Origin of the sequence: Burkholderia mayonis (assembly GCF_001523745.2) — a bacterium.
GTDB classification, from domain to species: Bacteria; Pseudomonadota; Gammaproteobacteria; order Burkholderiales; family Burkholderiaceae; genus Burkholderia; species Burkholderia mayonis.
On sequence record NZ_CP013387.1, the window covers coordinates 214,050 to 236,434 of the forward strand.

At 68.5% G+C, this 22,385-nt stretch carries 20 protein-coding genes; 6 read left to right on the plus strand and 14 right to left on the minus strand.

Annotation, left to right across the window (positions count from 1 at the left end):
* Positions 1 to 268: 268 nt before the first annotated feature.
* The 9 genes from WS70_RS19615 to ispH all read right to left on the minus strand — a co-directional run bounded on the left by WS70_RS19615 (position 269) and on the right by ispH (position 9,695).
* Positions 269 to 706 carry a hypothetical protein gene (locus tag WS70_RS19615; RefSeq protein WP_059469785.1) on the minus strand — a complete coding sequence of 146 codons (438 nt, stop codon included), beginning with the start codon at positions 704 to 706 and terminating at the stop codon, positions 269 to 271.
* Between the two features lie 73 nt (positions 707 to 779).
* The gene (locus WS70_RS19620) at positions 780 to 2,258 is read right to left on the minus strand and encodes an efflux transporter outer membrane subunit (protein WP_059469786.1); all 1,479 of its coding nucleotides are present in this window, start codon (positions 2,256 to 2,258) and stop codon (positions 780 to 782) included.
* 9 nt (positions 2,259 to 2,267) lie between these two features.
* Positions 2,268 to 3,182 (minus strand): HlyD family secretion protein, encoded by a 915-nt coding sequence (locus WS70_RS19625; RefSeq protein WP_059469787.1) that lies wholly within the window; start codon positions 3,180 to 3,182, stop codon positions 2,268 to 2,270.
* Between the two features lie 16 nt (positions 3,183 to 3,198).
* Entirely contained in the window at positions 3,199 to 3,393 is a 195-nt protein-coding gene (locus tag WS70_RS19630) for a DUF1656 domain-containing protein (RefSeq protein WP_059469788.1), read from the minus strand.
* Positions 3,383 to 5,437: an FUSC family protein gene (locus WS70_RS19635; RefSeq protein WP_226382922.1), complete on the minus strand. Its 2,055-nt coding sequence runs from the start codon at positions 5,435 to 5,437 to the stop codon at positions 3,383 to 3,385. Before WS70_RS19635 ends, WS70_RS19630 begins: the two co-directional genes overlap by 11 nt.
* A gap of 162 nt (positions 5,438 to 5,599) precedes the next feature.
* Positions 5,600 to 6,523, minus strand: a complete 924-nt coding sequence (locus tag WS70_RS19640; protein WP_059469904.1) for a LysR family transcriptional regulator — start codon at positions 6,521 to 6,523, stop codon at positions 5,600 to 5,602.
* A gap of 186 nt (positions 6,524 to 6,709) precedes the next feature.
* Entirely contained in the window at positions 6,710 to 7,063 is a 354-nt protein-coding gene (locus tag WS70_RS19645) for a DOPA 4,5-dioxygenase family protein (RefSeq protein WP_059469790.1), read from the minus strand.
* A 517-nt stretch (positions 7,064 to 7,580) separates the two neighbouring features.
* Complete coding sequence (hpnH, locus tag WS70_RS19655) at positions 7,581 to 8,741, minus strand: adenosyl-hopene transferase HpnH (protein WP_059598135.1); 1,161 nt, start codon at positions 8,739 to 8,741, stop codon at positions 7,581 to 7,583.
* A gap of 12 nt (positions 8,742 to 8,753) precedes the next feature.
* Positions 8,754 to 9,695: a 4-hydroxy-3-methylbut-2-enyl diphosphate reductase gene (gene ispH / locus WS70_RS19660; protein WP_059598136.1), complete on the minus strand. Its 942-nt coding sequence runs from the start codon at positions 9,693 to 9,695 to the stop codon at positions 8,754 to 8,756.
* 381 nt (positions 9,696 to 10,076) lie between these two features.
* On the opposite strand from ispH, the gene WS70_RS19670 reads away from it, so the two are divergent.
* The gene (locus WS70_RS19670) at positions 10,077 to 11,267 is read left to right on the plus strand and encodes a glycosyltransferase (RefSeq protein WP_059469793.1); all 1,191 of its coding nucleotides are present in this window, start codon (positions 10,077 to 10,079) and stop codon (positions 11,265 to 11,267) included.
* A gap of 464 nt (positions 11,268 to 11,731) precedes the next feature.
* On the opposite strand, the gene WS70_RS19675 is transcribed toward WS70_RS19670, so the two are convergent.
* Both WS70_RS19675 and hpnA read right to left on the minus strand, forming a co-directional pair.
* Positions 11,732 to 13,204, minus strand: coding sequence for a hypothetical protein (locus WS70_RS19675; protein WP_059598137.1), 1,473 nt, complete (start codon positions 13,202 to 13,204; stop codon positions 11,732 to 11,734).
* Positions 13,205 to 14,081: 877 nt separating this feature from the next.
* Positions 14,082 to 15,089 (minus strand): hopanoid-associated sugar epimerase, encoded by a 1,008-nt coding sequence (gene hpnA / locus WS70_RS19680; RefSeq protein WP_059598138.1) that lies wholly within the window; start codon positions 15,087 to 15,089, stop codon positions 14,082 to 14,084.
* Positions 15,090 to 15,251: 162 nt separating this feature from the next.
* On the opposite strand from hpnA, the gene WS70_RS19685 reads away from it, so the two are divergent.
* The 3 genes from WS70_RS19685 (at position 15,252) to WS70_RS19695 (ending at position 19,188) form a co-directional block, all read left to right on the plus strand.
* Positions 15,252 to 15,548 (plus strand): acylphosphatase, encoded by a 297-nt coding sequence (locus WS70_RS19685; protein WP_059469796.1) that lies wholly within the window; start codon positions 15,252 to 15,254, stop codon positions 15,546 to 15,548.
* Positions 15,549 to 15,979: 431 nt separating this feature from the next.
* Entirely contained in the window at positions 15,980 to 17,095 is a 1,116-nt protein-coding gene (locus WS70_RS19690) for an OpgC domain-containing protein (RefSeq protein ID WP_059469797.1), read from the plus strand.
* A gap of 413 nt (positions 17,096 to 17,508) precedes the next feature.
* Entirely contained in the window at positions 17,509 to 19,188 is a 1,680-nt protein-coding gene (locus tag WS70_RS19695) for a phosphodiester glycosidase family protein (protein WP_059598139.1), read from the plus strand.
* Between the two features lie 41 nt (positions 19,189 to 19,229).
* On the opposite strand, the gene WS70_RS32165 is transcribed toward WS70_RS19695, so the two are convergent.
* From WS70_RS32165 to WS70_RS32170, 3 genes are all read right to left on the minus strand, one after another.
* Entirely contained in the window at positions 19,230 to 19,433 is a 204-nt protein-coding gene (locus tag WS70_RS32165) for a hypothetical protein (RefSeq protein WP_059469799.1), read from the minus strand.
* Between the two features lie 111 nt (positions 19,434 to 19,544).
* Entirely contained in the window at positions 19,545 to 21,047 is a 1,503-nt protein-coding gene (locus WS70_RS19705; RefSeq protein ID WP_059598140.1) for a peptide MFS transporter, read from the minus strand.
* A complete protein-coding gene (locus WS70_RS32170) occupies positions 21,044 to 21,475 on the minus strand; it encodes a hypothetical protein (protein ID WP_162498992.1) in 432 nt (143 codons plus the stop codon). The genes WS70_RS19705 and WS70_RS32170 overlap by 4 nt, the downstream gene beginning before the upstream one ends.
* On the opposite strand from WS70_RS32170, the gene WS70_RS33650 reads away from it, so the two are divergent.
* Together WS70_RS33650 and WS70_RS19720 are read left to right on the plus strand one after the other, a co-directional pair.
* A complete protein-coding gene (locus tag WS70_RS33650) occupies positions 21,455 to 21,700 on the plus strand; it encodes a hypothetical protein (protein WP_082715967.1) in 246 nt (81 codons plus the stop codon). The genes WS70_RS32170 and WS70_RS33650 overlap by 21 nt on opposite strands.
* Positions 21,684 to 22,265, plus strand: coding sequence for a cupin domain-containing protein (locus tag WS70_RS19720; RefSeq protein WP_059598141.1), 582 nt, complete (start codon positions 21,684 to 21,686; stop codon positions 22,263 to 22,265). The genes WS70_RS33650 and WS70_RS19720 overlap by 17 nt, the downstream gene beginning before the upstream one ends.
* Positions 22,266 to 22,385 lie beyond the last annotated feature (120 nt).

Sequence of the window (22,385 nt, forward strand, 5' to 3'; positions counted from 1 at the left end):
TCGGGTTGGTCGATCCGGGCGGGATGGGGTTGGGCGGGTGCGGGTGGGGTCGGCGAACGCCGACGCGCGTCGCATTTTCGCCGGCTTCGGGCGAATGGCGGCGACAATGACAAGCGCGACGAGAAACGCCAATGCCGGGCGGACGGATGCCGGATGCGTCAGTGCGGCGTCGACGCCGGCATGCGTCGGCGGCGTGCAGCCGGCGCGCGCTCGCGCCGTCGCCGACGGCCGAGCGTCGCAACCTCCGCCCGGATCGCCGCCGCGCGCATCACGTCTGTCGTGCGTGCGTCGCGACGCCGGTCGTGTCGCTCATGCGCGTGAGCCGTGCCGCGAGCGCCGTCGCCTCGTCGAGCGTCGCAACAGCCTCGTGCGGAATCCCGAACGCCTTGACGGCAGTCTTCCCCTGGTCGGCGACCGCCGCGCGCCGAGCAGGATCGGGCTCGACGCTGATGAGCGCCTTGCACACCACGCCGAGCTCGGTCTTGTTCTGCTTGAGCCACATCGCGCGGTGCTTGCGGTCATCGTGGCTCTCGCCGGCTTCGAGCGATGCGTACACGACGACGAACGGCGCGCCGTGGCGCATCAGCGCGTCGATTTCCTTCTCCCATTGCAGCGCGTAGCCGGGCGTCGCGGCGCTCGCGCGGAACACGCACATCGGAAACCGGCTGACGTCGTGTACGACGAAATCCTGCGGATCGAGATTCATGGCAATTCTCCCGGGACAGATGAAAAAAGGCGACGAAAACGGCGAGGCGGGAAGCGGCGCGCATCAACTCGCATCAACGCGCGCGCGCCTGCGGCGGGCCGTCGGCTTGCGCGACCGGCGCGTCTTGCCGCCAGCCCGCGCCGAGCGCCTTGTATAGCGCGATCACGCCTTGCACCTGCGCGAGCCGGCTCAACGCGAGCGCGTCGCGAGCGCGGTAGGTCGCGCGCTGCGCGATGAGCACCGACAGGTATTCGTTCAGGCCGTTGCGGTAGAGGCGCGTCGCGCGCGACTGCGCGTCCTGGCTGCTGCCGACCGCCGCAACGAGCGCCGCCTGACGGTCGCGCTCGGCATAGATCACAGTCAGCGCGTCTTCGACCTCGCGGAACGCGGCGCGGACGCGTTGCGCATAAGCGATTCGCGCCGCTTCGGCCGCGGCCCGCGCGGCGCTGACGCCCGCCTTCGCGCGGCCGCCGTCGTAGAGCGTTTGCGTGCCTTCGAGCGCGACGGACCACGCGATGCTCGCGCTCTTGAACAGGTCCTGCATGAGGCTCGCGGTCGTGCCGAGGCTCAACGGAATCGCGAAACGCGGGAATTGCGCGGCGCGCGCGAGGCCGATCTGCGCGGTCGCGGCCGCGAAGCGCCGTTCGGCGGCGCGGACGTCCGGCCGTTCACTGATCATGTCCGACGGCAGCGTGACGGGCAACTGCGGTGCGACGGGCAGCGTCGCGCCGGGCGCGTTCAGCGCGTCGCGCAGCTCGCCGGGAAAGCCGCCCGTCAGCACGCCGATCGCGTGCGTGAGCCGCGCGACGTTCGCCCGCAGCGGCGGCAGCGCGGCCTGCGCGAGCTCGCGCTCGGCGCGCGCCTGCGCGACCTCGAACGACGCGCCGAGACCGCGCCGCTCCGAGCGCTCGGTCAGTCGCCGCGTCGCATCGAGGCTCGCGACGTTGTCGGTCGCGATCTGCAGCCGCGCCTGGCTCGCGCGCAGCTCCGCGTAATCCGACGCGAGCTCGGCGAGCAGGCTCACGAGAATCGCGTGGCGGTCTTCGTCGATCGCCTCGACCTGCGCATCCGCCGATTCGATCGCGCGCCGCGTGCCGCCGAAGATGTCGAGTTCCCACGACGCGTCGAAGCCGAGCCGGTACGTGCGCGATTGCCCGATGCCCGGCGGCCAGTCGAGCGCGCGCGACGAGCGCAGCGCTTCGATGGCGCCGCCCGCGGAGACGGTCGGGCCAAGCCGGCTCGCGATCTGGTCGCGCTCGGCGCGCGCCTGCAGCAGCCGCTGGCGCGCGATCGCGAGATCCTGATTGCCTTCGATCGACTGTGCGATCAGCTTGTCGAGCAGCGGATCGCGGAACGCTCGCCACCAGTCCTGCAATTGCGCGGGATCGGTTTGCACAGCGCCGTCGCCGCGCTCGATCCAGCCGGACGGATGCGACGGCTGCGGCGGCCGGTAGTCGGGGCCGACCGTCGTGCACGCGGTGAGCGCGATCGCGCAGGCGCCGGCTGCGAGCGCGGCGGCGAATCGTGCCGGACGAAAAGGACTGAATCGCATCGCAGCCGCCTACATCAACGTGTGCAGCCAGGACGCGAGCCGGCCGCGCGGCGTCGCGCGGCGACCGGTCTCGCCGATCTCGACGCTGCAGGTCATGCCGGCCGCGAGCAGCACGCCGGCCGGCACGTGATCGAGCTCGATGCGCACCGGAATCCGCTGCGCGAGCCGCACCCAGCTGAACGTCGGATTGACGGTCGGCAGCCCGAGCGCGTCGAGGTTGCCGTTCGCGTCGGCGATGCCGCGGCCGATGCTCGTCACGTGGCCGCTCAGCAGCGGATCGAAGCCCATCAGCTTGATCTGCGCGGGCGCATCCGTGGCGATGCGGCGCAGCTTCGTCTCCTCGAAGTAGCCGGTGATCCAGAAGCTGTGCGCATCGAGCACCGAGATGTCCGGCTTGCCCGCGACCGCGTAATCGCCGTGACGCATGCGTAGATGCGTGACGTAGCCGTCGACCGGCGAGCGCAGTGTTGCGCGTTCGAGGTCGAGCTTCGCGATTTCGCGCGCGGCGAGCGCCTTCCGATACTCGGCCTGTGCGATCGACACCGCGCGGCTCGAACGCTGGATGTCCTCTTTCGGCACGAGATCGTCGAGGCCGGCGCGGCGGCGCGCCTCGTCGTTCTTTTGCCGCATCGCCTCGGCGGTTGCGGCGACCTGCGCGTCGGCCTGCTCGATTGCGAGTGCGAAGCGCCGCGGATCGATCCGGTACAGCACGTCGCCTTTCGACACGCGCTGATTGTCGACGACCGCGACTTCGATCACGGTCCCCGACACTTCCGGCGCGATCCGCACGACATGCGCGCTGACGCGGCCGTCGCGGGTCCAGGGGGCGAGCACGTACGCGCGCCAGAGCGCGGCGACGAGCGCGATCGCGAGGCCTACCGCGACGAGCGTCAACAGGGAACGGGTCAAGGGTTTGAGCGACATGACGCAACTCGGTGAACTAGAGATAAAGAACCAGGGCGGCCGCGAGCACGAGCGAGACGGCGAACTCGAACAGCGCCGGGTGCCACACGCGGCGCAGCAGGCCGGCGCGGGCGAGCGCGGCCCGCACGGCCATGTAGAGCGGCACGGTCACGCATGCGTAGACGAAGAACGGCGGCAGGTAGATGCCGGCCACGGCGAATTCACTGAGCACGGCGAGGCGTCTCCGGAGCGGGGGTGAAATACGCGGCGTGCGTGTGCAGCAGCACGTGCACGTCAGCGAACGCGGCCATCAGCCGCTTCAGCTCGGCGTCGTGGCCGGGATGCGCCGTGACGAGCCGGGCGATCGCGCGTGCGGCGCGGCGTGCGTGCATCGCGGCACGCGCGGGTTCGGCGGCGCGGCGAGCGAGCCGTGCGAGACCGGCGCGCGCGCAGTCGAGCGCGGGCGCGGGCAGATCGCCGCGCGCGACGAAGCGCCGGATGCGCCGCAGTTCCTTGCCGACGTGCAGCGCGGCGAGCCCTTCGACGCTCGCCTGCGTCATTGCGGCCGGCTGGCTCTTCAAGAGCGCGCCGAGCTGCGCGATCCGGTGCTGCTGCCGCTGCTGCCACTCGGACGCCGCAGGACGCTTGTCGACGAGAAGCGCGAGCGCGTCGTCGCGGATCGTGCGGCGCAGCCGCGCGATGTCGGCGGTGAGATTGCGCGGCAGGATGAGCTGGAATGTGAGCAGCGTGATGAACGTTGCGAGCACCCACGCGACCGATTGATTGAGGAACAGGCCGACGTCCGGACGGAACGGATTGGCCGCCGCGTTCAGCGTGTTGAACGCGACGAGATAGGCGAGGCCTGCGAGCGCCGTCTTCGGCACGCTCGTCGCGTAGATGCCGGGCAGCCAGAACAGGGCGAGCGCGACGACGAGGAGCGGAAAACCTTCGATGCGCGGCAGGACGCCGAACGCGCAGACGAACGCGGCAGGCACCGCGACGACCGTGCCCTTGATGAATTCCTTCGCGCCCGCGGCGGGATTGCCGGCCGTCGCGAGCAGCGCGCAATACGGCGCGACGACGAGCAGCATCATGTCGCCCTGATCCCAGCCGGTCGCGATCCAGATCGCGCCGGTGATCACGATCGCGCACATCGAGCGCACGCCGTTCCGCACGGCCGAGCGCACGTCGCGATGAAAGCGCACCGGCGCGGGCTTGCCGTACGGCCGCGGTCTTTGCAATTCGGCGAGGCCGCGCAGCGCGGCGAGATAGTCGTCGATCTGCTCGAGCAGGCGCTCGCCCGCGATCAGCAGCGCGGCTTCGTCGCGCGGATCGGCGAACGCGATCTCGGCGAGCGCGGCCTGAAAGCGCGTGCGCGCATCGCCGAGCAGCGTGACTGCGCGCGCGGTGCCGTCGGGGCCGAGGGCGAGCGCGTCGGCGGCGGCTTGCCACGCCGCTTCGAGCCGCGGCTGCAGGCGCGCGATCGCGCGCGCGCTCGGACTGTCGGCGGGCAGCGGCGGCGTGCCGCCAGCCAGCGCGCCGAACAGCGACGCCATTCCGTGCCGCACGGCCATCGCGCGCTGCGCGAGATCTTCGGATTCGGCCTTGCCGAGCGCGAGCAGATCGTCGATCCCGTAGATGTCGGCAAGCAGTGCGAGCCGTTTGTCGTCGCCGGGCGCGGCCGCGATGCCGCCGCGCTGCACGGCGACCGCGCGCGCGACGGCGGCGGCGAGCCGCGTCACCAGCGCTTCGAGTTTCGCGCTGACGTCGCGCGTGCTGACCAGCATCGACACGAGGCTCAGGCACAGCACGCCGATCACGACCGTCGAGCCGCGGCCGATCACGTGCTCGAAGGTCAGCGCGGGGCGCTGCATCGCGCCGTACGTCGCGAGCCCGATCGTATAGCCGGCGACCACGGTGCCCGACGCGCGGAAGTGCCGCAAGAGCGTCATGCCGGCAACGCACAGACCGAGCCAGAAGCCGAAACCGAGCATGAACAGCAGCGGCTTCTGCGCGAACAGTTCCATCAGCACGAACGCGACGAGCATCCCGGCGATCGTGCCGACGATGCGCCACACGCCCTTGCCGATCACCGCGCCTTGGACCGGATTGATCACGAGCAGTACGGTCGACGCAGCCGAATACGGCGTTTCCAGCTCCAGCCGATACGCGACGCCGAGCGCGAGCGCGGCCGCGACGGTCGAGCGTGCGAGATAGGCGCTGCGCGGCGTGAAGAGGTCGATGCGCGCGAGCAGCGCCGCCGTCGCTCGGCTCATGCGTCCGGGCGCCGCCGCGACGGCGGCCGTCTGATCTGCTGCGTCACGCACTGCTTCCGCTCCATGATGAATGACGAAAGCAGTCTATGGGCGTCGCTCGTGCTCAGAAAAGTGAAGTCTTTGCAATCGACGAGTGCGTAGGACGCACGGATCGAGCGCGCGTTACGCGTGCGCCGGCTGCAACGCTGTCTGCCCGGTGCACAGCGCGCGCACGACGCGGCGCAGCCATTGGTGCGCGGCGTCGCTCTGAAAGCGCGGATGCCACGCCTGCGTGATCAGCACGGTCTCGAGCGGCACCGGCAGCTCGAACGCGCGCACGCCGAGTCCCGCCTGTACCGCGCCGCGCGCGAGATGCTCGGGCAGCGGCAGGATCAGGTCCGACGCCTGCAGTGCGAAGACCGCCGCGTACGGTGTCGGCACGACGAGCGACACGTGGCGCTTCAGCCCGCGCTCGGCGAGCGCGGTGTCGACCGGCCCGGACGACTTGCCGCGCCGCGACACGCCGATGTGCGGCCAGCGCGCGAAGCGCTCGGGCGTGATGTCGTCGTCGAAGATCGGATGATCGCTTCGCGCGAGCCCGACGAACGTCGTCGTGAAGAGCGGCTGCACGCGGATTTCGGGCCCGAGGCGCCGCGCCGCGCTGATGAACAGGTCGATGCGGCCGCTGCGCAGCGCGTCGTCGTCGACGTCGTCTTCCTCGGGCGTGAAGCGCAGCATCGCGCGTGGCATCCCGCGCTCCATCTCCTCGAGCAGCCGGCCGCTGTGCATGCCGACGAAGATGTCGTTCGCGCGCACGTTGAACTGTTTGTCGAGCGTGCGCAAATCGACTTCGGCGCTCGGCGCGAGCAACTGCGACGCGCGCTCGACCGTCTCGCGCACGACGCCCCGCAGCGCGAGCGCGCGCGGCGTCGGCACCATCTTGCGGCCGGCCTGGACGAAGATCGGGTCGCCGACGGTTTCGCGAATGCGCGCGAGGGTGCGGCTCATCGCGGGCGGACTGAGATTCATGCGGCGCGCGGCGCCGGCGACGCTGCCTTCTTCGAGCAGCGCGTCGAGCGCAATCAGCAGATTCAGGTCAGGTGCCATCGGCTCCTCCGTGTCGTAGCGTGCATGCCATGCAATGGTAGTGCGAGAGCCGATCGTCTGGCGATCCGCATAATTGCATGTCACGCATGCGACGCGTGTGCGCGACGGCATTGACGATCCGGCTTCGCGGACGCGCGCTGCTTGTCGCCGGAACGCTGCGCGCGGCGTACGGCGGCGCGCCGTCTGTCAGCCGCCGAGCGCGTCGAGATTCAGCGTGTACGAACGGCCGATCCAGACTGCGGCGTCGCGATGATCGCGCAGTTCGTCGCCCGTGTTCGGATGCAGGAACACGTCTAGCGCGTCGTGATGAAGCACGAGCCACGGAACGACTTCGGCGAATTGCGATGGTTCGAACGCGATCTGATACGACCACGCCGGATGCGGCCCGACCAGGCGTTCGTGAAAGCGGCCGAGCTGCACGGTCGCGCCGAAGCGCCGCTCGATGATTTCGCGAAGCGCCCACGCTGCGTCGCGGCTCGCTGCGTCGAAATACACGTGGGCATGCCAGCCGGTGACGGCGGCTACGTTGGATGAAGTCATGGCGGTTCTCGAAATGTCTGCGCGTGCATGGCGGTGTCGGGCGGTTGCACGCGGCGTTGTCGATGGCGGCGCGTGATCGGGCGCCGGTTCGAGAGGATCGTAACGCGACGCGGGCTAGCGCGCTCGCCGACGGGCAACGTCTTCGTTGCCGATCGATGTGCGACGGGCGTCGCGCTGGTCGTCGTGCCGGAAAGCGCGGCGATGGGCGAAGCCGAAGGGCGCGCGCCATGGATTCCGGGTTGCACGCGCTCGCGATGGACGACGCCGCGGGCATCGCCCGAACGCGTCGACTGTCGCGAGCGGCGCTGCCTGTCGTCGGACACACGCCGCACGCCGCACGACAACACGCCACGCACCGCGAAACGCGCGGCACGTCGACCGACGCATCGCAAAGCGCGATGAAAACGCCGGTCCAAACCGTAAAAATTGCGCCCAAAACAAAAGGCGCCCCGGATTCCATCCGGGGCGCCCTCGTCGACGACGGCGGACGCTGCCGCGTCCGCATCGCCTGCGGCCGTCAGGCAGTCGCGGCCGGCTTCACCGACTTCTGCAGCTTGCCCTTGCCCGCGCGCTGGATCTCTTCGAGCTTGATCTCGACGTGGCGCGAGAACACGTACTCGGCCGGACGCTGCTTGTCGATCGAGATGTCCGGCGCGAACTTGCCTTCCGTCTTGATGCCGCTCATCGACACCTTCAGCGCCTTCAGCGGATGCGCGATGGTGTCCATCACGGCCGTCGCCTCGAAGCCGCAGTGGACCATGCAGTCCGCGCACTTTTCGTAGTTGCCGACGCCGTAGTTGTCCCACTCGGTCGTTTCCATCAGCTCCTTGAAGGTCTTCACGTAGCCTTCGCCGACCAGGTAGCACGGCTTCTGCCAGCCGAACACCGTGCGCGCCGGGTTGCCCCACGGCGTGCACTTGTAGGTCTGGTTGCCGGCCAGGAAGTCGAGGAACAGCGACGATTGGCTGAACGACCAGCGCTTGCCGCCTTCGCCGCGTTTCAGGATCTCGCGGAACAGGTTCTTCGTCTTGTCGCGGTTCAGGAAGTGCTGCTGGTCAGGCGCGCGCTCGTACGCGTAGCCCGGCGACACCGTGATGCCGTCGACGCCGATCGGCTTGAGCGTGTCGAAGAACTTCGCGACGCGCTCGGGGATCGCGTCGTTGAACAGCGTGCAGTTGATGTTCACGCGGAAGCCGCGGCGCTTCGCTTCCTTGATCGCCGCGACGGCCTTCTCGTACACGCCTTCCTGCGACACCGAGTGATCGTGCATCTGCTCGTCGCCATCGAGGTGGACCGACCAGACGAAGTACGGGCTCGGCTGATAGTCGTCCATCTTTTTTTCCATCAGGAGCGCGTTCGTGCACAGGTACACGAACTTCTTGCGCTTCATGATGCCCTTGACGATTTCCGGCATGTCCTTGTGCAGCAGCGGCTCGCCGCCCGCGATCGAAACGACGGGCGCGCCGCACTCGTCCACGGCCTGCAGGCATTCCTCGATCGACAGCCGCTGGTTCAGGATCGGATCCGGGTAATCGATCTTGCCGCAACCGTTGCACGCGAGGTTGCAGCGGAACAGCGGCTCGAGCATCAGCGCGAGCGGATAGCGTTTGTTGCCGGACAGATGTTGGCGCACGATGTATGCGCCGACGCGGGCTTGCTGGAGCAGCGGAATAGACAAGAGATGTCCTCCTTAAACTTCGCGGGCGACAGCTTGCGTGAGCTTCGCCGGCAACTTGAATTCGACTTTTTCCTCGCGGCCCGACATCGTCGCGACCTCGACCGGACCGAGCGCGCGCAGGGCGGCGATCACGTCCTCGACCATCTCTTCAGGCGCTGACGCGCCGGCCGTGAGACCGACCGCGCGTGCGCCGGCGAACCATTCGGCGCGGATTTCCGAGCCGTCCGCGACGAGATAGCTAGGCACGCCGCTTTCGGCGCCGATCTCGCGCAGCCGGTTCGAGTTCGAACTGTTCGTCGCGCCGACGACGAGCAGCACATCGACCTGTTCGCTCAGCTCGCGCACGGCCGCCTGGCGGTTCTGCGTCGCGTAGCAGATGTCGCGCGTGTCCGGGCCGACGATGTCGGTGAACCGGCGTTGCAGCGCCTCGATGATGCCGCGCGTGTCGTCGACCGACAGTGTCGTCTGCGTGACGTACGCGACGGGCGTATCGGCGGGCAGCGTCAGCGTGTCGGCCTCGGCTTCGCTCTGGACGAGGATCACCTCGCCCGGAATCTGGCCGATCGTGCCTTCGACTTCCGGATGGCCGGCATGGCCGATCAGAATCAGCCGGCGGCCGGCCGCAACGTACTGGCGCCCCTGCACGTGCACTTTCGTGACGAGCGGGCAGGTCGCGTCGAGGACGTCGAGGCCCCGGGTCTCGGCATCCTTTTCGACAGTCTGGGCGACGCCATGCGCACTGAAGATCGCGACAGCGCCGTGCGGCACTTCGTCGAGTTCCTCAACGAATCGCGCCCCTTTATTTCTCAGGTTTTCAACGACGTGCCGATTATGAACGATTTCGTGACGTACATAGACCGGTGCGCCGTGCTGTTGCAGCGCGCGCTCGACGATCTCGATCGCGCGGACAACCCCCGCACAAAAGCCGCGAGGCTGGGCAAGGATGACTCGCATATTTGGGCGAACTCCGACGACTGACGCGGGGTGCGAGCGGCCGGCAGGCCGGCCCGATCGCCCCAACTTGGATGTTATGAATGCAGGAACGGGCCCGGCACCCCGAAGTAATCGCGCATTTTAACCCTATCGGCTTTTGCGTGCTTTACCGTTCCTGACGTTGTGGCAATTGGAGCAACCCCGGAGGTCCGGCGCTTGCGCGCGTCAAACCCAGTAAACTAGGTAGTTTTCACCGATCCTTTCGGTTCGCTGACGCCGGAAGGCACTTAAAGGGCTGATTTGCATGGAAGTCGATCGTAACGAAACGGGCGCGGCGGCGCGCCGGGCCGCCTGCGCGGGCCGCGCGCCGGGGCGCCGCGGCGCACGGGCGGAGGGCCGCGCATGACGCTGATCGTCGTGTTTCTGCTGTCGTGCCTGTCGCTCGTGATCTGGCTCGTGCTGTTGTTCGTGCGCGGCGGCTTCTGGCGCGCGCGCCCCGCGCGGCGGCTGCCGCCCGACGCGCGCGGCGCGGCCGCCGACGCCGGCTGGCCCGCGGTCGCGGCCGTCGTGCCCGCCCGCAACGAGGCCGACGTGATCGGCGAGGCCGTCAAATCGCTCGTCGAGCAGGACTATGCAGGCCCGTTCCATCTGATCGTCGTCGACGACCACAGCGCCGACGGCACCGCCGACGCCGCACGCGCGGCCGCGGCGGCCGTCGGCCGCGCCGGCCGGTTGACCGTGCTGACCGCCGAGGCGCTGCCTGCCGGCTGGTCGGGCAAGGTGTGGGCGCAGTCGCAGGGGATTGCCGCGGTGCGCTCGCTCGGGCTGCCCGCCGACTATCTGCTGCTGACGGATGCCGACATCGGCCATCCGGCGGACGCGGTCGCGCAGCTCGTCACGCGCGCGCAGGCCGAGAAGCGCGATCTCGTGTCGCTGATGGTGCGGCTGCGGTGCGATTCGTTCTGGGAAAAGGCGCTGATCCCGGCATTCGTGTTCTTCTTCGCGAAGCTCTACCCGTTCTCGTGGGTCAACGATCCGCGCAACAAGACGGCGGGCGCGGCGGGCGGCTGCATGCTCGTGCGCCGCGACGCGCTCGAGGAGGCGGGCGGCATCGAATCGATCCGCGGCGCGCTGATCGACGATTGCAGCCTCGCCGCGCAGATCAAGCATCGCGGCGCCGGGCATCATCCGATCCGGCTCGACCTGGCCGAGCGCAGCGTGTCGTTGCGCCCGTACGATAGCTGGCGCGACATCTGGAACATGATCGCGCGGACCGCGTTCACGCAGCTCCGCTACTCGCCGGTGCTGCTGCTGGGCACGCTCGTCGGAATGACGATCATCTATCTGGCGCCGCCCGTCGCCGCGCTCGCGTATGGCGCGCGCGCGTGGCCGGCGTGGCTCGCGTGGGCGTCGATGTGCACCGCGTACGCGCCGATGCTGAGCTATTACCGCCGCTCGCCGTGGTGGGCGCCTGCGCTGCCGCTCGTCGCGCTGTTCTACGTCGGCGCGACGGTCGCGTCGGCGATGCGCTACTGGCGCGGCAAGGGCGGGCAGTGGAAGGCGCGCGTGCAGGCGCCGGTGCAGGATCGTTGACGCGTCGTGACGGCGGCGCGGTCGTTATGCGCCGCCATTCGGCTGCAGCCGCTTCGCCCGGTTCGGCGTGCGCGTTGGCGTGTGAAGCAAGCGTTTCCGCTATCTCCGGGCGATGCGTTGTCTCGATCAGTCCGTCCGTCTCGGGGCGATTCGGCGGCCGAAGGCATTCGCATTCGGCGATCTCCGGCTGTCACGGTCGTACCCGATTTTTCCTGCAACCGCCGTTTGCGCCGTCGCGCCGGCCGCTCGATCGCCTCGGACGCCTCGATCGCCTCGGACGCACCGGCCAATCCGGGGCACGCGGCGTGGACACGCCGTTCGCCACATTCATTCCCGTGTTTTCGGGGTGACGGTTTTCGCCGTTGTCCCAGTCGCTCGATCAGTCCGGACGCTCTGGCCGATACGCGCCATGCGGCCGCCGTTAGCGGTTCGGCGCGCCGTCAACGAGCCGTCGCGCCGTCGCCTCACTTCTGCGTGAGCAGCATGTATAGCTGGATCACGACGTCCGGCGAGAACGTGAACGGCACCCAGCCGTAGCCGCTGTGCCGCGCGACGAGCAGGCGGTCGCCGTTCACCTGTTTCTGCACAGCCATCAGTGGATTGCGTGTCGACACGAAGCGCCAGCCGTTCGGCAGACCGGTCGGCTGCTCGATCGTCATCGACGCACGCGCGTGCGCCAATTCCTCGATCAGTTGACTGAGCTGCTGCGGCGGCAGCGACACCGAGCGCTCGCCGAGCGCGAGCGTGATTTCGTCCTGAGACGGCCGTGCGACATGCAGCGACGGCTGGCCCGGCTGGCCGTTCGTCGCTCGAATCGTCGCGACCGGCGCAGCGGCTGCGGCGACCGCGCGGTTCTGCTCGGCCTGCGACGCGAGCGATTCGGCCGTCGCCTTGTAGTTCGCGGCGCGCGCGGCAGCGGCTTCCGCGGCCGAGCGTTCGGTCATGGCCTGCGCGAACAGCGACTCCGCCGCCTCCTTGTCGGCCGCCGCCTGGGCGGCGGCCTGCTCGGCAGTAGCGCGGTCCGCCGCCGCTTGGGCGGCGAGCGACTCGGCTGCGGCCTTGTCGCTGGCGGCCTGCGCGGTCGCGGCATCGGCGGTTGCGCGGTCCGTCGCGGCTTGTTCGGTCGCGCGCGCGTCGGCGGCTGCGCGCTCGGCGCTCGCCTGCGCGGCGAGCAATTCCGCTGCCGCCCGGTCGGCCGCTGCGTGCGCGGCGGCCTGCTCGGCAGTAGCGCGGTCCGCCGCCGCTTGGGCGGCGAGCGATTCGGCGGTGGCCTTGTCGGTCGTGGCCTGGCTTGCGGCTTGTTCGGCTGCGGCCCGGTCGGCGGCTGCTTGCGTGACCGCGTGCTCGGCGGTCGCGCGCTCCGATGCCGCCTGTGCGACGAGCGATTCGGCAGAGCGCCTGTCGGTGGCGGCTTGAGCCGCCGCGTGTTCCGCGGCCGCTTGCGCAGCAAGCGCTTCTGCAGTGGCCTTGTCGGTCGCGGCCTGTTCCGCTGTCTCGCGTTCGGTTGCGGCTTGTGCGACGAGCGACTCGGCGGCTGATTTGTCCGCCGCCGCTTGCGCCGCGGCGTGCTCGGCGGCTGCGCGATCCGCTGCCGCCTGGGTGGCGAGCACTTCGGCCGCGGCCTTGTCGGTGACCGCCTGCGCAGCGGCGGCTTCGGCCGCGGCCCGGACGGCGGCAGCCTGTGTCGCGAGCGACTCGGCGGCGTGCTTGTCGGCGGCCGCCTGAGCGGCGAGGGCTTCGAGCGTCGATTGTTCGACGGACATTTCGGCCGCTTCCGCGTGCATCGCGGCGGCTTCTTCGGCGGCGGCCTGCGCGGCGGCCTTGTCCGCGGCGGCAGCGGCGGCGGCTTCCTGGGCTGCGCTCGCTACCACACACACCGTATGGATGAGCTGATCGACGCGGCTGTCGAGCGTATCGATCTGATCGTTCAAGTTCATGCGTGCATTCTCTAGTAAGACCCGCGATTTTACCCGCAGGCCCTGCGTAGGTTCGAACGTTGCATGTAACAAAATGCTGGTAGTGCCGCTGCGACGGTTGCCGGGCGCGTTGGTTTGCGTCGTTGGAGGCGGCTCGGCACGATTCGCGCCAGCATCGGACAAGATGTCGATAGATGGCGGCATGAAGGTCGATGCAAGCACGCTTCGCCGCCTTTGGCGGTCATCCGATTGCCATTTTCTACGCCGGCATGTGGCGGCGCGCTTCACGCCGGTTGCGATCGGATGGCGCTGGCAGACGCTGCCGGCGACAGGCCGACGATATTCGTCGCCGTGTCGGCCGGGATATGTACAAATAGCGACAAGAATGTCGATGCAGGTGGGGCTGCGTCGTGTTTGGCGATCTCGAATCGCGTGTAATTCTCCTGTCGTCGGCCGCACGAGGTTGCCGGCATGGCTTCCGCAGCCGGATGCTCCGGTCGGCGCCGTTGACGACATGGCAGCATCGATCGCGTCCGTCTTGCGCGAGATGCGGGCGGATGGCTGTGCGAAGAGCGGCGATGCGCGCATGGCCGCATGCCGCTCGTGCACCCCACATACCGCGCGACATGCCTTCGATCGTCGATTGCCGCGTCGGCGAGCGGGCGCCGGACTTCGCGCTTTCCGCAAGGAGAAGGCGACGTGCAGAAGGCGACGTGCCGATATCCTGCTGCGAGCCGCGAAAGAACCGGAATGTCGCAAGGGCCGTGAGAAGCGCGTGCCAAAGCGCCGCCTGGTCGCCGCCCGTTCGACTCCGAAGCGCGTCTTCAAAGCGCTCCCAAAGAGCGCCTCCGAATCGCCTCCGAATCGCTGCGGCGATCCGCCCACGCTCGCGCGCCGCTCAGCGCAAGTAGCCTGCCTGCCGGAACCAGTCGAGCGCGTCGCGGATGCCTTCGCGATACGGTCGCGCGCGATAGCCGAGCTCGCGTTCCGCCTTCGTCGACGTGAAATACATCTTGTTCTTCGACATCCTGAGCGCGTCGACCGTCACGAACGGTTCGCGCTTCGTCACCTTCGCGACCGCCTCCGCGCCGAGCGCGATCGGATACAGCGGCCAGCGCGGCAGCGCGAGCGTCGGCGTCTTGCGGCCCGTCAATTGCGCGATGTCGGCGAGCATCGTCTGCAGCGGCAGGTTCTCGCCGCCGAGGATGTAGCGTTCGCCGATCCGCCCGCGCTCGAGCGCGAGCAGGTGGCCAAGCGCGACGTCGTCGACGTGCACGAGGTTCAGCCCCGTGTCGACGAACGCCGGGATCTTGCCGAGCGCGGCTTCGACGATGATCCGGCCGGTCGGCGTCGGCTTCACGTCGCGCGGGCCGATCGGCGTCGACGGATTGACAATCACTGCAGGCAGCCTGTCGTCGGCGATCATCCGCTCGACCGCGCGCTCCGCGAGCACCTTGCTGCGCTTGTATACGCCGATTGCCTGCTCGGCCGCGAGCGGCGACGATTCGTCGGCCGATGCGCCCGACGGCGTCACCTTCAGCGTCGCGACGCTGCTCGTGTAGACGATCCGCTCGACGCCCTCGGCGAGCGCCGCGCGCATCGTCGCGACCGCGCCTTCGAGATTCGCGCGCTCGATCTCGAGCGGGTCGGGCGCCCACAGCCGGTAATCGGCCGCGACGTGCAGCAGGTAGCGCACGCCGCGCAGGGCGGCGCGCATCGACGCCTCGTCGCGCATGTCGCCCGTCGCGATCTCGGCGTCGAGATCCGCGACGTTCGTGCGCGGGCTCGTCGGCCGCACGAGTACACGCACCCGATAGCCTTGCTGCCGCGCGGCGCGCGCGACGGCAGAGCCGACAAAACCGGAAGCGCCGGTCACCAGAACGAGATCGCGTTGTATGTCAGTCATAGTCCTCATGGCCGCGCGGTCGTGCGGCGCGGCTGGCTTGTTGTGCGTCGTGCGAGATTGTACGTGGTCGCCTCGCATGGGCGGCGCGCCGTCCGTCGAGCGCCGTTCACGGCGCGCGACTACAATGCCGGGCTTGATCGATTGGATGACACGGGGGATGCGATGAACGGCGACGATCTGGACGAACGGATCGAAACCTATTACGTGCGGGTGCGCGGCGTGGTGCAGGGCGTGGGCTTCCGGCACGCGACCGTGCGCGAGGCGCATGCGCTTCGTCTGCGCGGCTGGGTTGCGAATCTCGACGACGGCTCGGTCGAGGCGATGCTGCAAGGCACGGCGCCGCAGATCGACCGGATGCTCGCGTGGCTGCGGCACGGGCCGCCCGCCGCGCACGTGACCGAGGTGACGTTCGAGGAGCGCCGGACCGACAAGCGCTTCGAGCGCTTCCAGCAGCATTGACCGCCGCGTCCGAGTATTCGCGGGCGGGGCGGGGGATCGCGCTGTCGGTGGCGGCGTCGGCGCGCATCGATCGCGCGACACGCATGTGAATCCCGCTCATCGCCACAGCGGGCACGCCGCATGCCCATCCGCATCCGCATCCGCGACGAGCGGTCCGTCTTGTAATCTGTCTAAAGATTTCGTTTCATTTTGTTACTTAGGGCATGCCCTTAGCGGCGATTAGAATTTTTTGAACGAATTCTTGCGCCTACGGGCCCGCCCATGAACGGTCATGTTTTCACGTCGCAGGGGCGCTGCTCCTTCACGTCGGCGCATCGCCGGACAATCCCCCGGTACTCGCTTCCGATCGCGGCCGAACGGCTCGCGAGCCTGATTGTTCCGCTCCTCGCCGCCGACGCCGCGCTCGCCACACGCATCGGCCCGGCCGTGCGATGAGTTTTCCCGCCACGTCTCCCCAAGCGGCCGCCGGACGCTCGATCGAGGTCGACTTCTTTCGCGGCCTCGTGTTGCTGACGATCGTCGTCGATCACATCGGCGCGAGCGTGCTGTCGCGCGTGACGCTGCACGCATTCGCGCTGTGCGACGCGGCCGAGGTGTTCGTGTTCCTCGGCGGCTTCGCGACCGCGAGCGCGTATCTCGCCGTTAGCGCGCGGCACGGCGCGGGTGCCGCGCGGCGGCGTTTCGTGCGGCGCGCCGCGCAGATCTATCGCGCGTTTCTCGCGACGTCGACGCTGATGCTCGTCGTGTCGGCCGTGCTCGACCATTACGGGATCGACGCGCCGAACATGGCGCTCGACGACATCAGCGTGCTGCTCGCGTCGCCGCTCGCGGGGCTTATCGAACTGCTGACGTTCAAGCGCCAGCCGTATCTCGCGTCGGTGTTGCCGATGTACGTGCTGTTCGCGCTCGCGACGCCCGTCGTCGTGCCGCTCGCGCGGGCGAAGCCATGGCGGCTGCTGTTCGGCAGCGTGCTGCTGTGGAGTTGCGCGGGCTGGCTCGCGGCCGAGCTCCTCGACACCGATTCGTTCCGTTGGAATTTCAATCCGTTCGCGTGGCAGCTGATGTTCGTGCTCGGCGTGCTCGTGCGCTGCTGGCCGCTGCATCGCGATGTCGCGGCGGGGCCGGGTGGCGCCGCGATCACCGCAGTCGCGCTCACGGTCGTACTCGCGTGCGCGTACTACAAGCTGTTTTCCGGATTGCCGCTGCCGGAAGGCGAGCTCAAGCGCAATCTCGCGTGGCCGCGCGTGATGAACTTCATCGCATTCGCGTGGCTGATGGCCGAACTCGTTCGCTACGGCTGGATCGCGCGGATCGCGCGCGCGGCGTGGCCTGTCGTGGCGGTCGGGCGGCGCGGGATGCTGTGCTTCGTCGTCGGCGCGGCAATATCGCTGACGCTCGATTCGGTGCTGCACGGGATGAACGGCAACGCGCGGATGCTGCAGGTCGGAGTCGGTCTTGCCGCGGATGCGTGCGCGCTTGCGCTGATGCTGACCGTCGCGAGCTCGGGACAATTGTTCCAGCGCATTCGCAGGAGCGTGGCCGCGTAACGCAAGCAGGTGATGCGCACTGCCAATCTTTTTCACGTGCGCTTGCTGTCCGCGTCGTCGTATGCGCCGCACGTATCGCTCATTGCGCGATGAGCATCGGCGGCACCGCCGCGACGTCCTGCCGGTCGTCGAGCCGCCACGGCCCGCCGCACGCTTGCGTTCGGCGCTTGAGCGCGTGTCGCCACGCTTCGCGCATATCGCTTCGAAATCCTCGCGTTGCATCGGCCGGAGCGGGGCGAGCCGTTCAGCGCCGCGTTGCGTGCCCGGGATTCGGCGTCGGCTGAGCGCTGTTTGGCGCGCGGCCGCTCGCTCACGCAGGTCGCCTCGCCTTTAACCGCGCCGTCATGGGCAGTTCGTATACTCGGTCCCCGCCGCGTTGCCTTGCAGCGGACGAAATCGATCGAGGAAAAATCGTGCGGACAACGAAATCAATCAGAATCTTCGCGGCACGTCTGCTGCCCGTCGTCGCGTTGACGCTCACGCTCGCGAGCTGCGGCGGGGACGATCTGACGCCGGCTGCGCAGCGCTGGGCAATGCCCGCGAACGAGATGCCGCTCGGTCCGCAAGGCCTTGCGCAGGGCGTGTCGTCGCAGTCCGTCGCGACGGGCGTCACTTATTACCAGATCAAGCGCGGCGCACCGAGCGCGGCCGACTTCTGGACTGTCAACATCGGCTTCTATGCGACGCAGGCCGCGACGCAAACCGATGCGGCGAATCTCGCCGCCGCCGGCTTCACGGCGCGCGTCGACGCGTCGGCGGGCACCGACCTGCAGGGCAACGTGCTCGGCTACTGGCTGTCGGTCGGCCGCTACGCGGCGCAGGCCGACGCGACGGCGGCGGCCGTGCAGATCGCGCAGGCGACGCAGAATCGCTACAAGCCCGGCACGCGGCATACGTCGCTCGCCGGCAATCCGACGACGGGGCCATGGATCGTCAACGTGCTCGCGATCGATCCGTCGCGGGCCGGCGCGGCGTTGTCGGTCGCGCTGCCGGGCGGCAACGATCTCGGCGCGGGCGGCGAGACGGTATCGGCGGCGCAGGCGCGCGTCAACGCGCTCGCCGGCATCAACGGCGGCTTCTTCACGAACATCAATCCGTTCGGCGCGCCGCTGCCGCCGCGATCGCCCGTCGGCGCGACGGTCGTCGACGGACGCCTTGCCGCCGCGGCGATCGGCAAGCGTCCCGGCCTGCTGCTCGCGCGCGACGCGAACGGCCGCCAGCGCGCGACGATCGTGCGCAACCTCGCGACGACGATCACGCTGACCGACGCACAGGGCAGCGCGATCGCGGTCCAGACGCTGAACCGGCCGATCCTCGGCGCGGTCGTCAATTGCGGCGTGCAGGCGCAGACGCCGACGCGCGAGCCGGCGCAGGACACGGTCTGCACGAACTACGACGACCTGGTGATGTACGACGCGCTATATCTGCGCGGCGGCGCGTCGAACACGCTCGTCGACGCCGGCTATCAGGGCGCGCGCTACGAGCTCGTGGTCGATGCGAACGGCGCGGTGGTGTCGGGCCACGCGACGCTCGGCGCGGCGCCGCCGCCGAACGGCTACGTGCTGCAGGGGCTCGGCGCGAGCGCCGCGTGGCTGCAGGCGCACGCGACGCCCGGCACGCGCCTTGCCGTATCGCAACGGCTGTCGGCGAACGGCGCGGACCTGGCGCTCGCATCGGGCACGTCGCTCGTCGAGGCGGGGCCGACGCTATCGGTATCGAATCTCGCGCAGAGCGCCGCGCAGGAGGGATTCGCGCCGACGGTGGGCGGCGTCGACGCAGGCGAAGGCGGCACCGCGAACGGCAACTGGTACAACGGCTGGTATGTTGCGCGCAACGGGCGCACGGCGGTCGGCGTCGCGGCCGACGGCACGATCCTGCTCGTCGAGATCGACGGCCGGCAGCCGGCGCTGAGCGTCGGCACGAGCATTCCGGAGACGGCGGCGGTGATGGCGTGGCTCGGCGCGACGTCCGCAGTCAATCTCGACGGCGGCGGCTCGAGCAACATGGTGATTGGCGGAAAGACGGTCGGACATCCGTCCGACACGACGGGCGAGCGAGGCGTTGGCGACACACTGATGCTGTTGCCGAGCTGACGAAGAAGCCGCGCGCAAGCGGGGCACGCGGCGTGGCGGCATCAATGGCGCAGATCCGTCCTCGTTTGCCTTGCGCTCGCCGCATCGTCCTGCGACGCGTCGTCCGCGTCGGGGGGATCGTCGTCGCGCTCGGTCAGCAGCGCATCCACGTCGGTTGCCGCAGCCGACGCGCGCAGCGCCGTGCAGCGTTGCGCGCGGCGGATATCCGACAGCATCCGCCAAAGCCTCGTTGTCTTGTTTTTCATCGTTCTCTCCCTGCCGATGTCGCCCGTGCCGGCGAGTTGTTTCAGTGTAGGACGCTTACGGGCGAACCGTAGGGAGAATGTTGCGCGCAAGTCACATGTCGAGGGATTTCACTAGTGCGCGGCGACCGCCTGCGCGTCGCGGCGCTCCGCTTCGCAGCGAAGATGCTCGCGCGACAGCTTGTTCATCAGCGGCAGTAGCAGCAGGCCGATCGCCATGCCGCCCGCTGCGAGCCAGCCGAGGCCCGTGAACAGCTTGATGTAGAGCGGCAGCGACGCGGTCGCGGGGAGATCGTGCGACGGCATCTGCGCGAAGTTCGCGATGACGCTGCCGAGATATTGCGATACGCCCGTCGCGACGAAGTACGCGCCCATCATGAAGCCGCCCATCCGGGCCGGCACGTAGCGCGCGATCATCGCGAGGCCGAGGCCGCTCACGAGCAGTTCGCCGAGCGAGTAGAAGCCGTAGCCCGCCACCATGAACCACGACGACACGCGGCCGTCGACCGCGAAGCGTCCGCTCATCGCGAACGCCAGGTAGCCGAGCGCGACGACGCCGAAGCCGAGCGCGTACTTCCCGGCGACGGGCAGATCGCGGCCGCGCTTCGCGAGACCGTTGTAGATCACGACGAGCAAGGGGCTGAGCAGCATGATCCAGATCGGATTGAGCGCCTGGAACTGCGCGGCGCTCCACGTGAAGAGCGTCGTGCCGAACAGGATGAAACGCGGATCGACGTTGCGCAGCGCGAACAGCGTAAGCGACGTCGACATCTGCACATAGAAGACGAAGAACAGGATCACCTGCGCGATCAGCAGCAGCGCGGCGATGAGGCCCGCGCGCTCGGAGCGGTTCGACTTCACGATCATGTACACGAAGATCGCGAGGATCGCGAATGCGGCGGTCCACACGCTCGCGACCGCGAGCTGCTTGTGGCCCAGCACGTACATCGTGACGAGGCCGAGCGCGACGCCGCCCGCCGCGACCGCCGCGAGGCGCCGCCAGTGGACGCGCTCCGCGTCGGGCTGCGAGCCGATGTGCGCGAGCGTGCGATGCATCAGCACGAAGTTGAGGATGCCGAGCGCCATCCCGGCGCAGCAGACGGCGAACGCCGCGTGCCAGCCCCAGTGATCCTTGATCCACGGCGTCGCGAGCATCGACGCGGTGGAGCCGATGTTGACCGCCATGTAGTAGATCGTGAACGCGCTGTCGATTCGTGCGTCGTCGCCTTCATAGATGCGGCGTACGAGGTTCGCGGCGTTCGACTTGAAGAGCCCGTTGCCGACGACGATCACGCCGAGCGACGCATACATGAACGCGAGATGATCGTTCGGAATCGCAAGCATCAGGTAGCCTGCGCACAGCACGAACGCGCCGGCGATCATCGAGCGGCGCGCGCCGAGCACCTTGTCGCCGATCCAGCCGCCGATCGACGGCGACGCGTAGACGAGCGCGGTGAACGCGCCCCAGGTCAGGTTCGCATGGCCGTCGGTGAAGCCGAGCTTGTCGACCATGAAGAGGACGAGCAGGGCCGCCATCCCGTAATAGCCGAAACGTTCCCACATTTCGATCAGAAAGACCGTGGTAAACGAGCGGGTCTGCGACACGCGAGTATTCATTGTGCACCTCCGGATTGAGCAGACGAAACGCCGCGCGCGACGACGCGGCGGATAGCGGGCGAGACGCCGGCCGCGACGCGGCGGCTAGCCGGGCCCGGCGGATCGGCGCTGGCGCGAGGGCGGTGCAGTGCGGGTGGCGAGATGCGAAAACGTGCGCGCGCGGCGCGCGAGAAAGAGGAAAGGGAAGTCATGTCGATAGGCAGGCAAGCACCCGGATCGGGGCGCACGACGGGGCGCCGCGCGCAGCGGATGGGCTGCGCGCCGTCGCCGGTGAAAAACGAGCGGTCCGCGAGATCGTCGCGGTTCGCGAGGCGGCCGCGATTCTCGCGGCCTGTCGGATCTTCGTCACTCAGGGTAATCCCCGAAAAAGAGGGCTGTCTTCTTTGCTGCTCATGGTCGTGGGCTGATTGAAAGCCGATTGCCGTCATTTGTCGCGATACGCGCAAACCCGCGTGGAGCTTGCCTGTGAAGGCGGCGAGTCTGGCAAGATAGCGTGCCGTCTCGAACTCGGCGCTGCGGCTCGCGGCATCCGATTCGGGCTGGCGGCGCTGCTCGAGACGACGAAGAGTAAGTCATATCTATCAAACTTCGTTATTTTCCATCAAACATTTTTTGACGATAAGATTTCGGCCTGCTATGGTTCCTTCCACTGAAAACACGCGGCCTGCCAATGTCGGCATCGCGCTCGGCAGCAAGATTCGGGCGCTGCGGCAGCGGTTGAAGCGCACGCTCGACGAAACAGCGACCGCAGCGGGCATTTCCAAGCCGTTTTTGTCGCAGGTCGAACGCGGGCTCGCGTCGCCGTCTATCACGTCGCTGGCCGGCATCGCGCATGCACTGGGTGTCACGGTGCAGTATTTCGTCGAGACGCCGAGCGAAGAGCGTTCGGTTTGCCGCGGGGATCAGTTGCGCTTCTTCAGCTTCGCCGATTCGGCGAATCTGTTCGCGCGGATGACGAACGTGATGGAAGGGCGTCAGCTCGAGGCGATTCTCGTGCGGATGCCGCCGGGGCAGAAGCGGTCCGAGGTCACGACGCATGCAGGCGAGGAATTCCTGTATGTGATCGAAGGTGAAGTGTCGTTGACGCTGGAGGGCAAGACGTTCGTCCTGTACGCCGGCGACAGCGCGCATTACCAGTCGACAGTTCCGCATAGCTGGGTCAACACCGCGAAGATCGAGTCGGTGGTGGTCTGGGTCGGGACACCGAGGTTGTTCTAAGGCGGGGCATTCCTTCGTTTCTTCGAACGGGGTGCCTGTCGAAAGCAACGTAAGGAGGACTAACATGAAATACAGGCACCAGGGGCCCCCCGTTTCTTCGCAGCCTTAAGCGTTCTTCGC

Excerpts from the sequence above, each read along its gene's own strand:
- WS70_RS19645 (WP_059469790.1), bottom strand. The coding sequence starts at position 7,063 with ATGACTTCATCCAACGTAGCCGCCGTCACCGGCTGGCATGCCCACGTG.
- WS70_RS19705 (WP_059598140.1), bottom strand. The coding sequence starts at position 21,047 with ATGAATACTCGCGTGTCGCAGACCCGCTCGTTTACCACGGTCTTTCTG.
- WS70_RS19635 (WP_226382922.1), bottom strand. The coding sequence starts at position 5,437 with ATGAGCCGAGCGACGGCGGCGCTGCTCGCGCGCATCGACCTCTTCACG.
- WS70_RS19615 (WP_059469785.1), bottom strand. The coding sequence starts at position 706 with ATGAATCTCGATCCGCAGGATTTCGTCGTACACGACGTCAGCCGGTTT.
- hpnA (WP_059598138.1), bottom strand. The coding sequence starts at position 15,089 with ATGACTGACATACAACGCGATCTCGTTCTGGTGACCGGCGCTTCCGGT.
- WS70_RS19685 (WP_059469796.1), top strand. The coding sequence starts at position 15,252 with ATGAACGGCGACGATCTGGACGAACGGATCGAAACCTATTACGTGCGG.
- WS70_RS32165 (WP_059469799.1), bottom strand. The coding sequence starts at position 19,433 with ATGAAAAACAAGACAACGAGGCTTTGGCGGATGCTGTCGGATATCCGC.
- WS70_RS19625 (WP_059469787.1), bottom strand. The coding sequence starts at position 3,182 with ATGTCGCTCAAACCCTTGACCCGTTCCCTGTTGACGCTCGTCGCGGTA.
- ispH (WP_059598136.1), bottom strand. The coding sequence starts at position 9,695 with ATGCGAGTCATCCTTGCCCAGCCTCGCGGCTTTTGTGCGGGGGTTGTC.
- WS70_RS19670 (WP_059469793.1), top strand. The coding sequence starts at position 10,077 with ATGACGCTGATCGTCGTGTTTCTGCTGTCGTGCCTGTCGCTCGTGATC.
- WS70_RS19720 (WP_059598141.1), top strand. The coding sequence starts at position 21,684 with ATGGTTCCTTCCACTGAAAACACGCGGCCTGCCAATGTCGGCATCGCG.
- WS70_RS19675 (WP_059598137.1), bottom strand. The coding sequence starts at position 13,204 with ATGAACTTGAACGATCAGATCGATACGCTCGACAGCCGCGTCGATCAG.
- WS70_RS32170 (WP_162498992.1), bottom strand. The coding sequence starts at position 21,475 with ATGACGGCAATCGGCTTTCAATCAGCCCACGACCATGAGCAGCAAAGA.
- WS70_RS19620 (WP_059469786.1), bottom strand. The coding sequence starts at position 2,258 with ATGCGATTCAGTCCTTTTCGTCCGGCACGATTCGCCGCCGCGCTCGCA.
- WS70_RS19640 (WP_059469904.1), bottom strand. The coding sequence starts at position 6,523 with ATGGCACCTGACCTGAATCTGCTGATTGCGCTCGACGCGCTGCTCGAA.
- WS70_RS19690 (WP_059469797.1), top strand. The coding sequence starts at position 15,980 with ATGAGTTTTCCCGCCACGTCTCCCCAAGCGGCCGCCGGACGCTCGATC.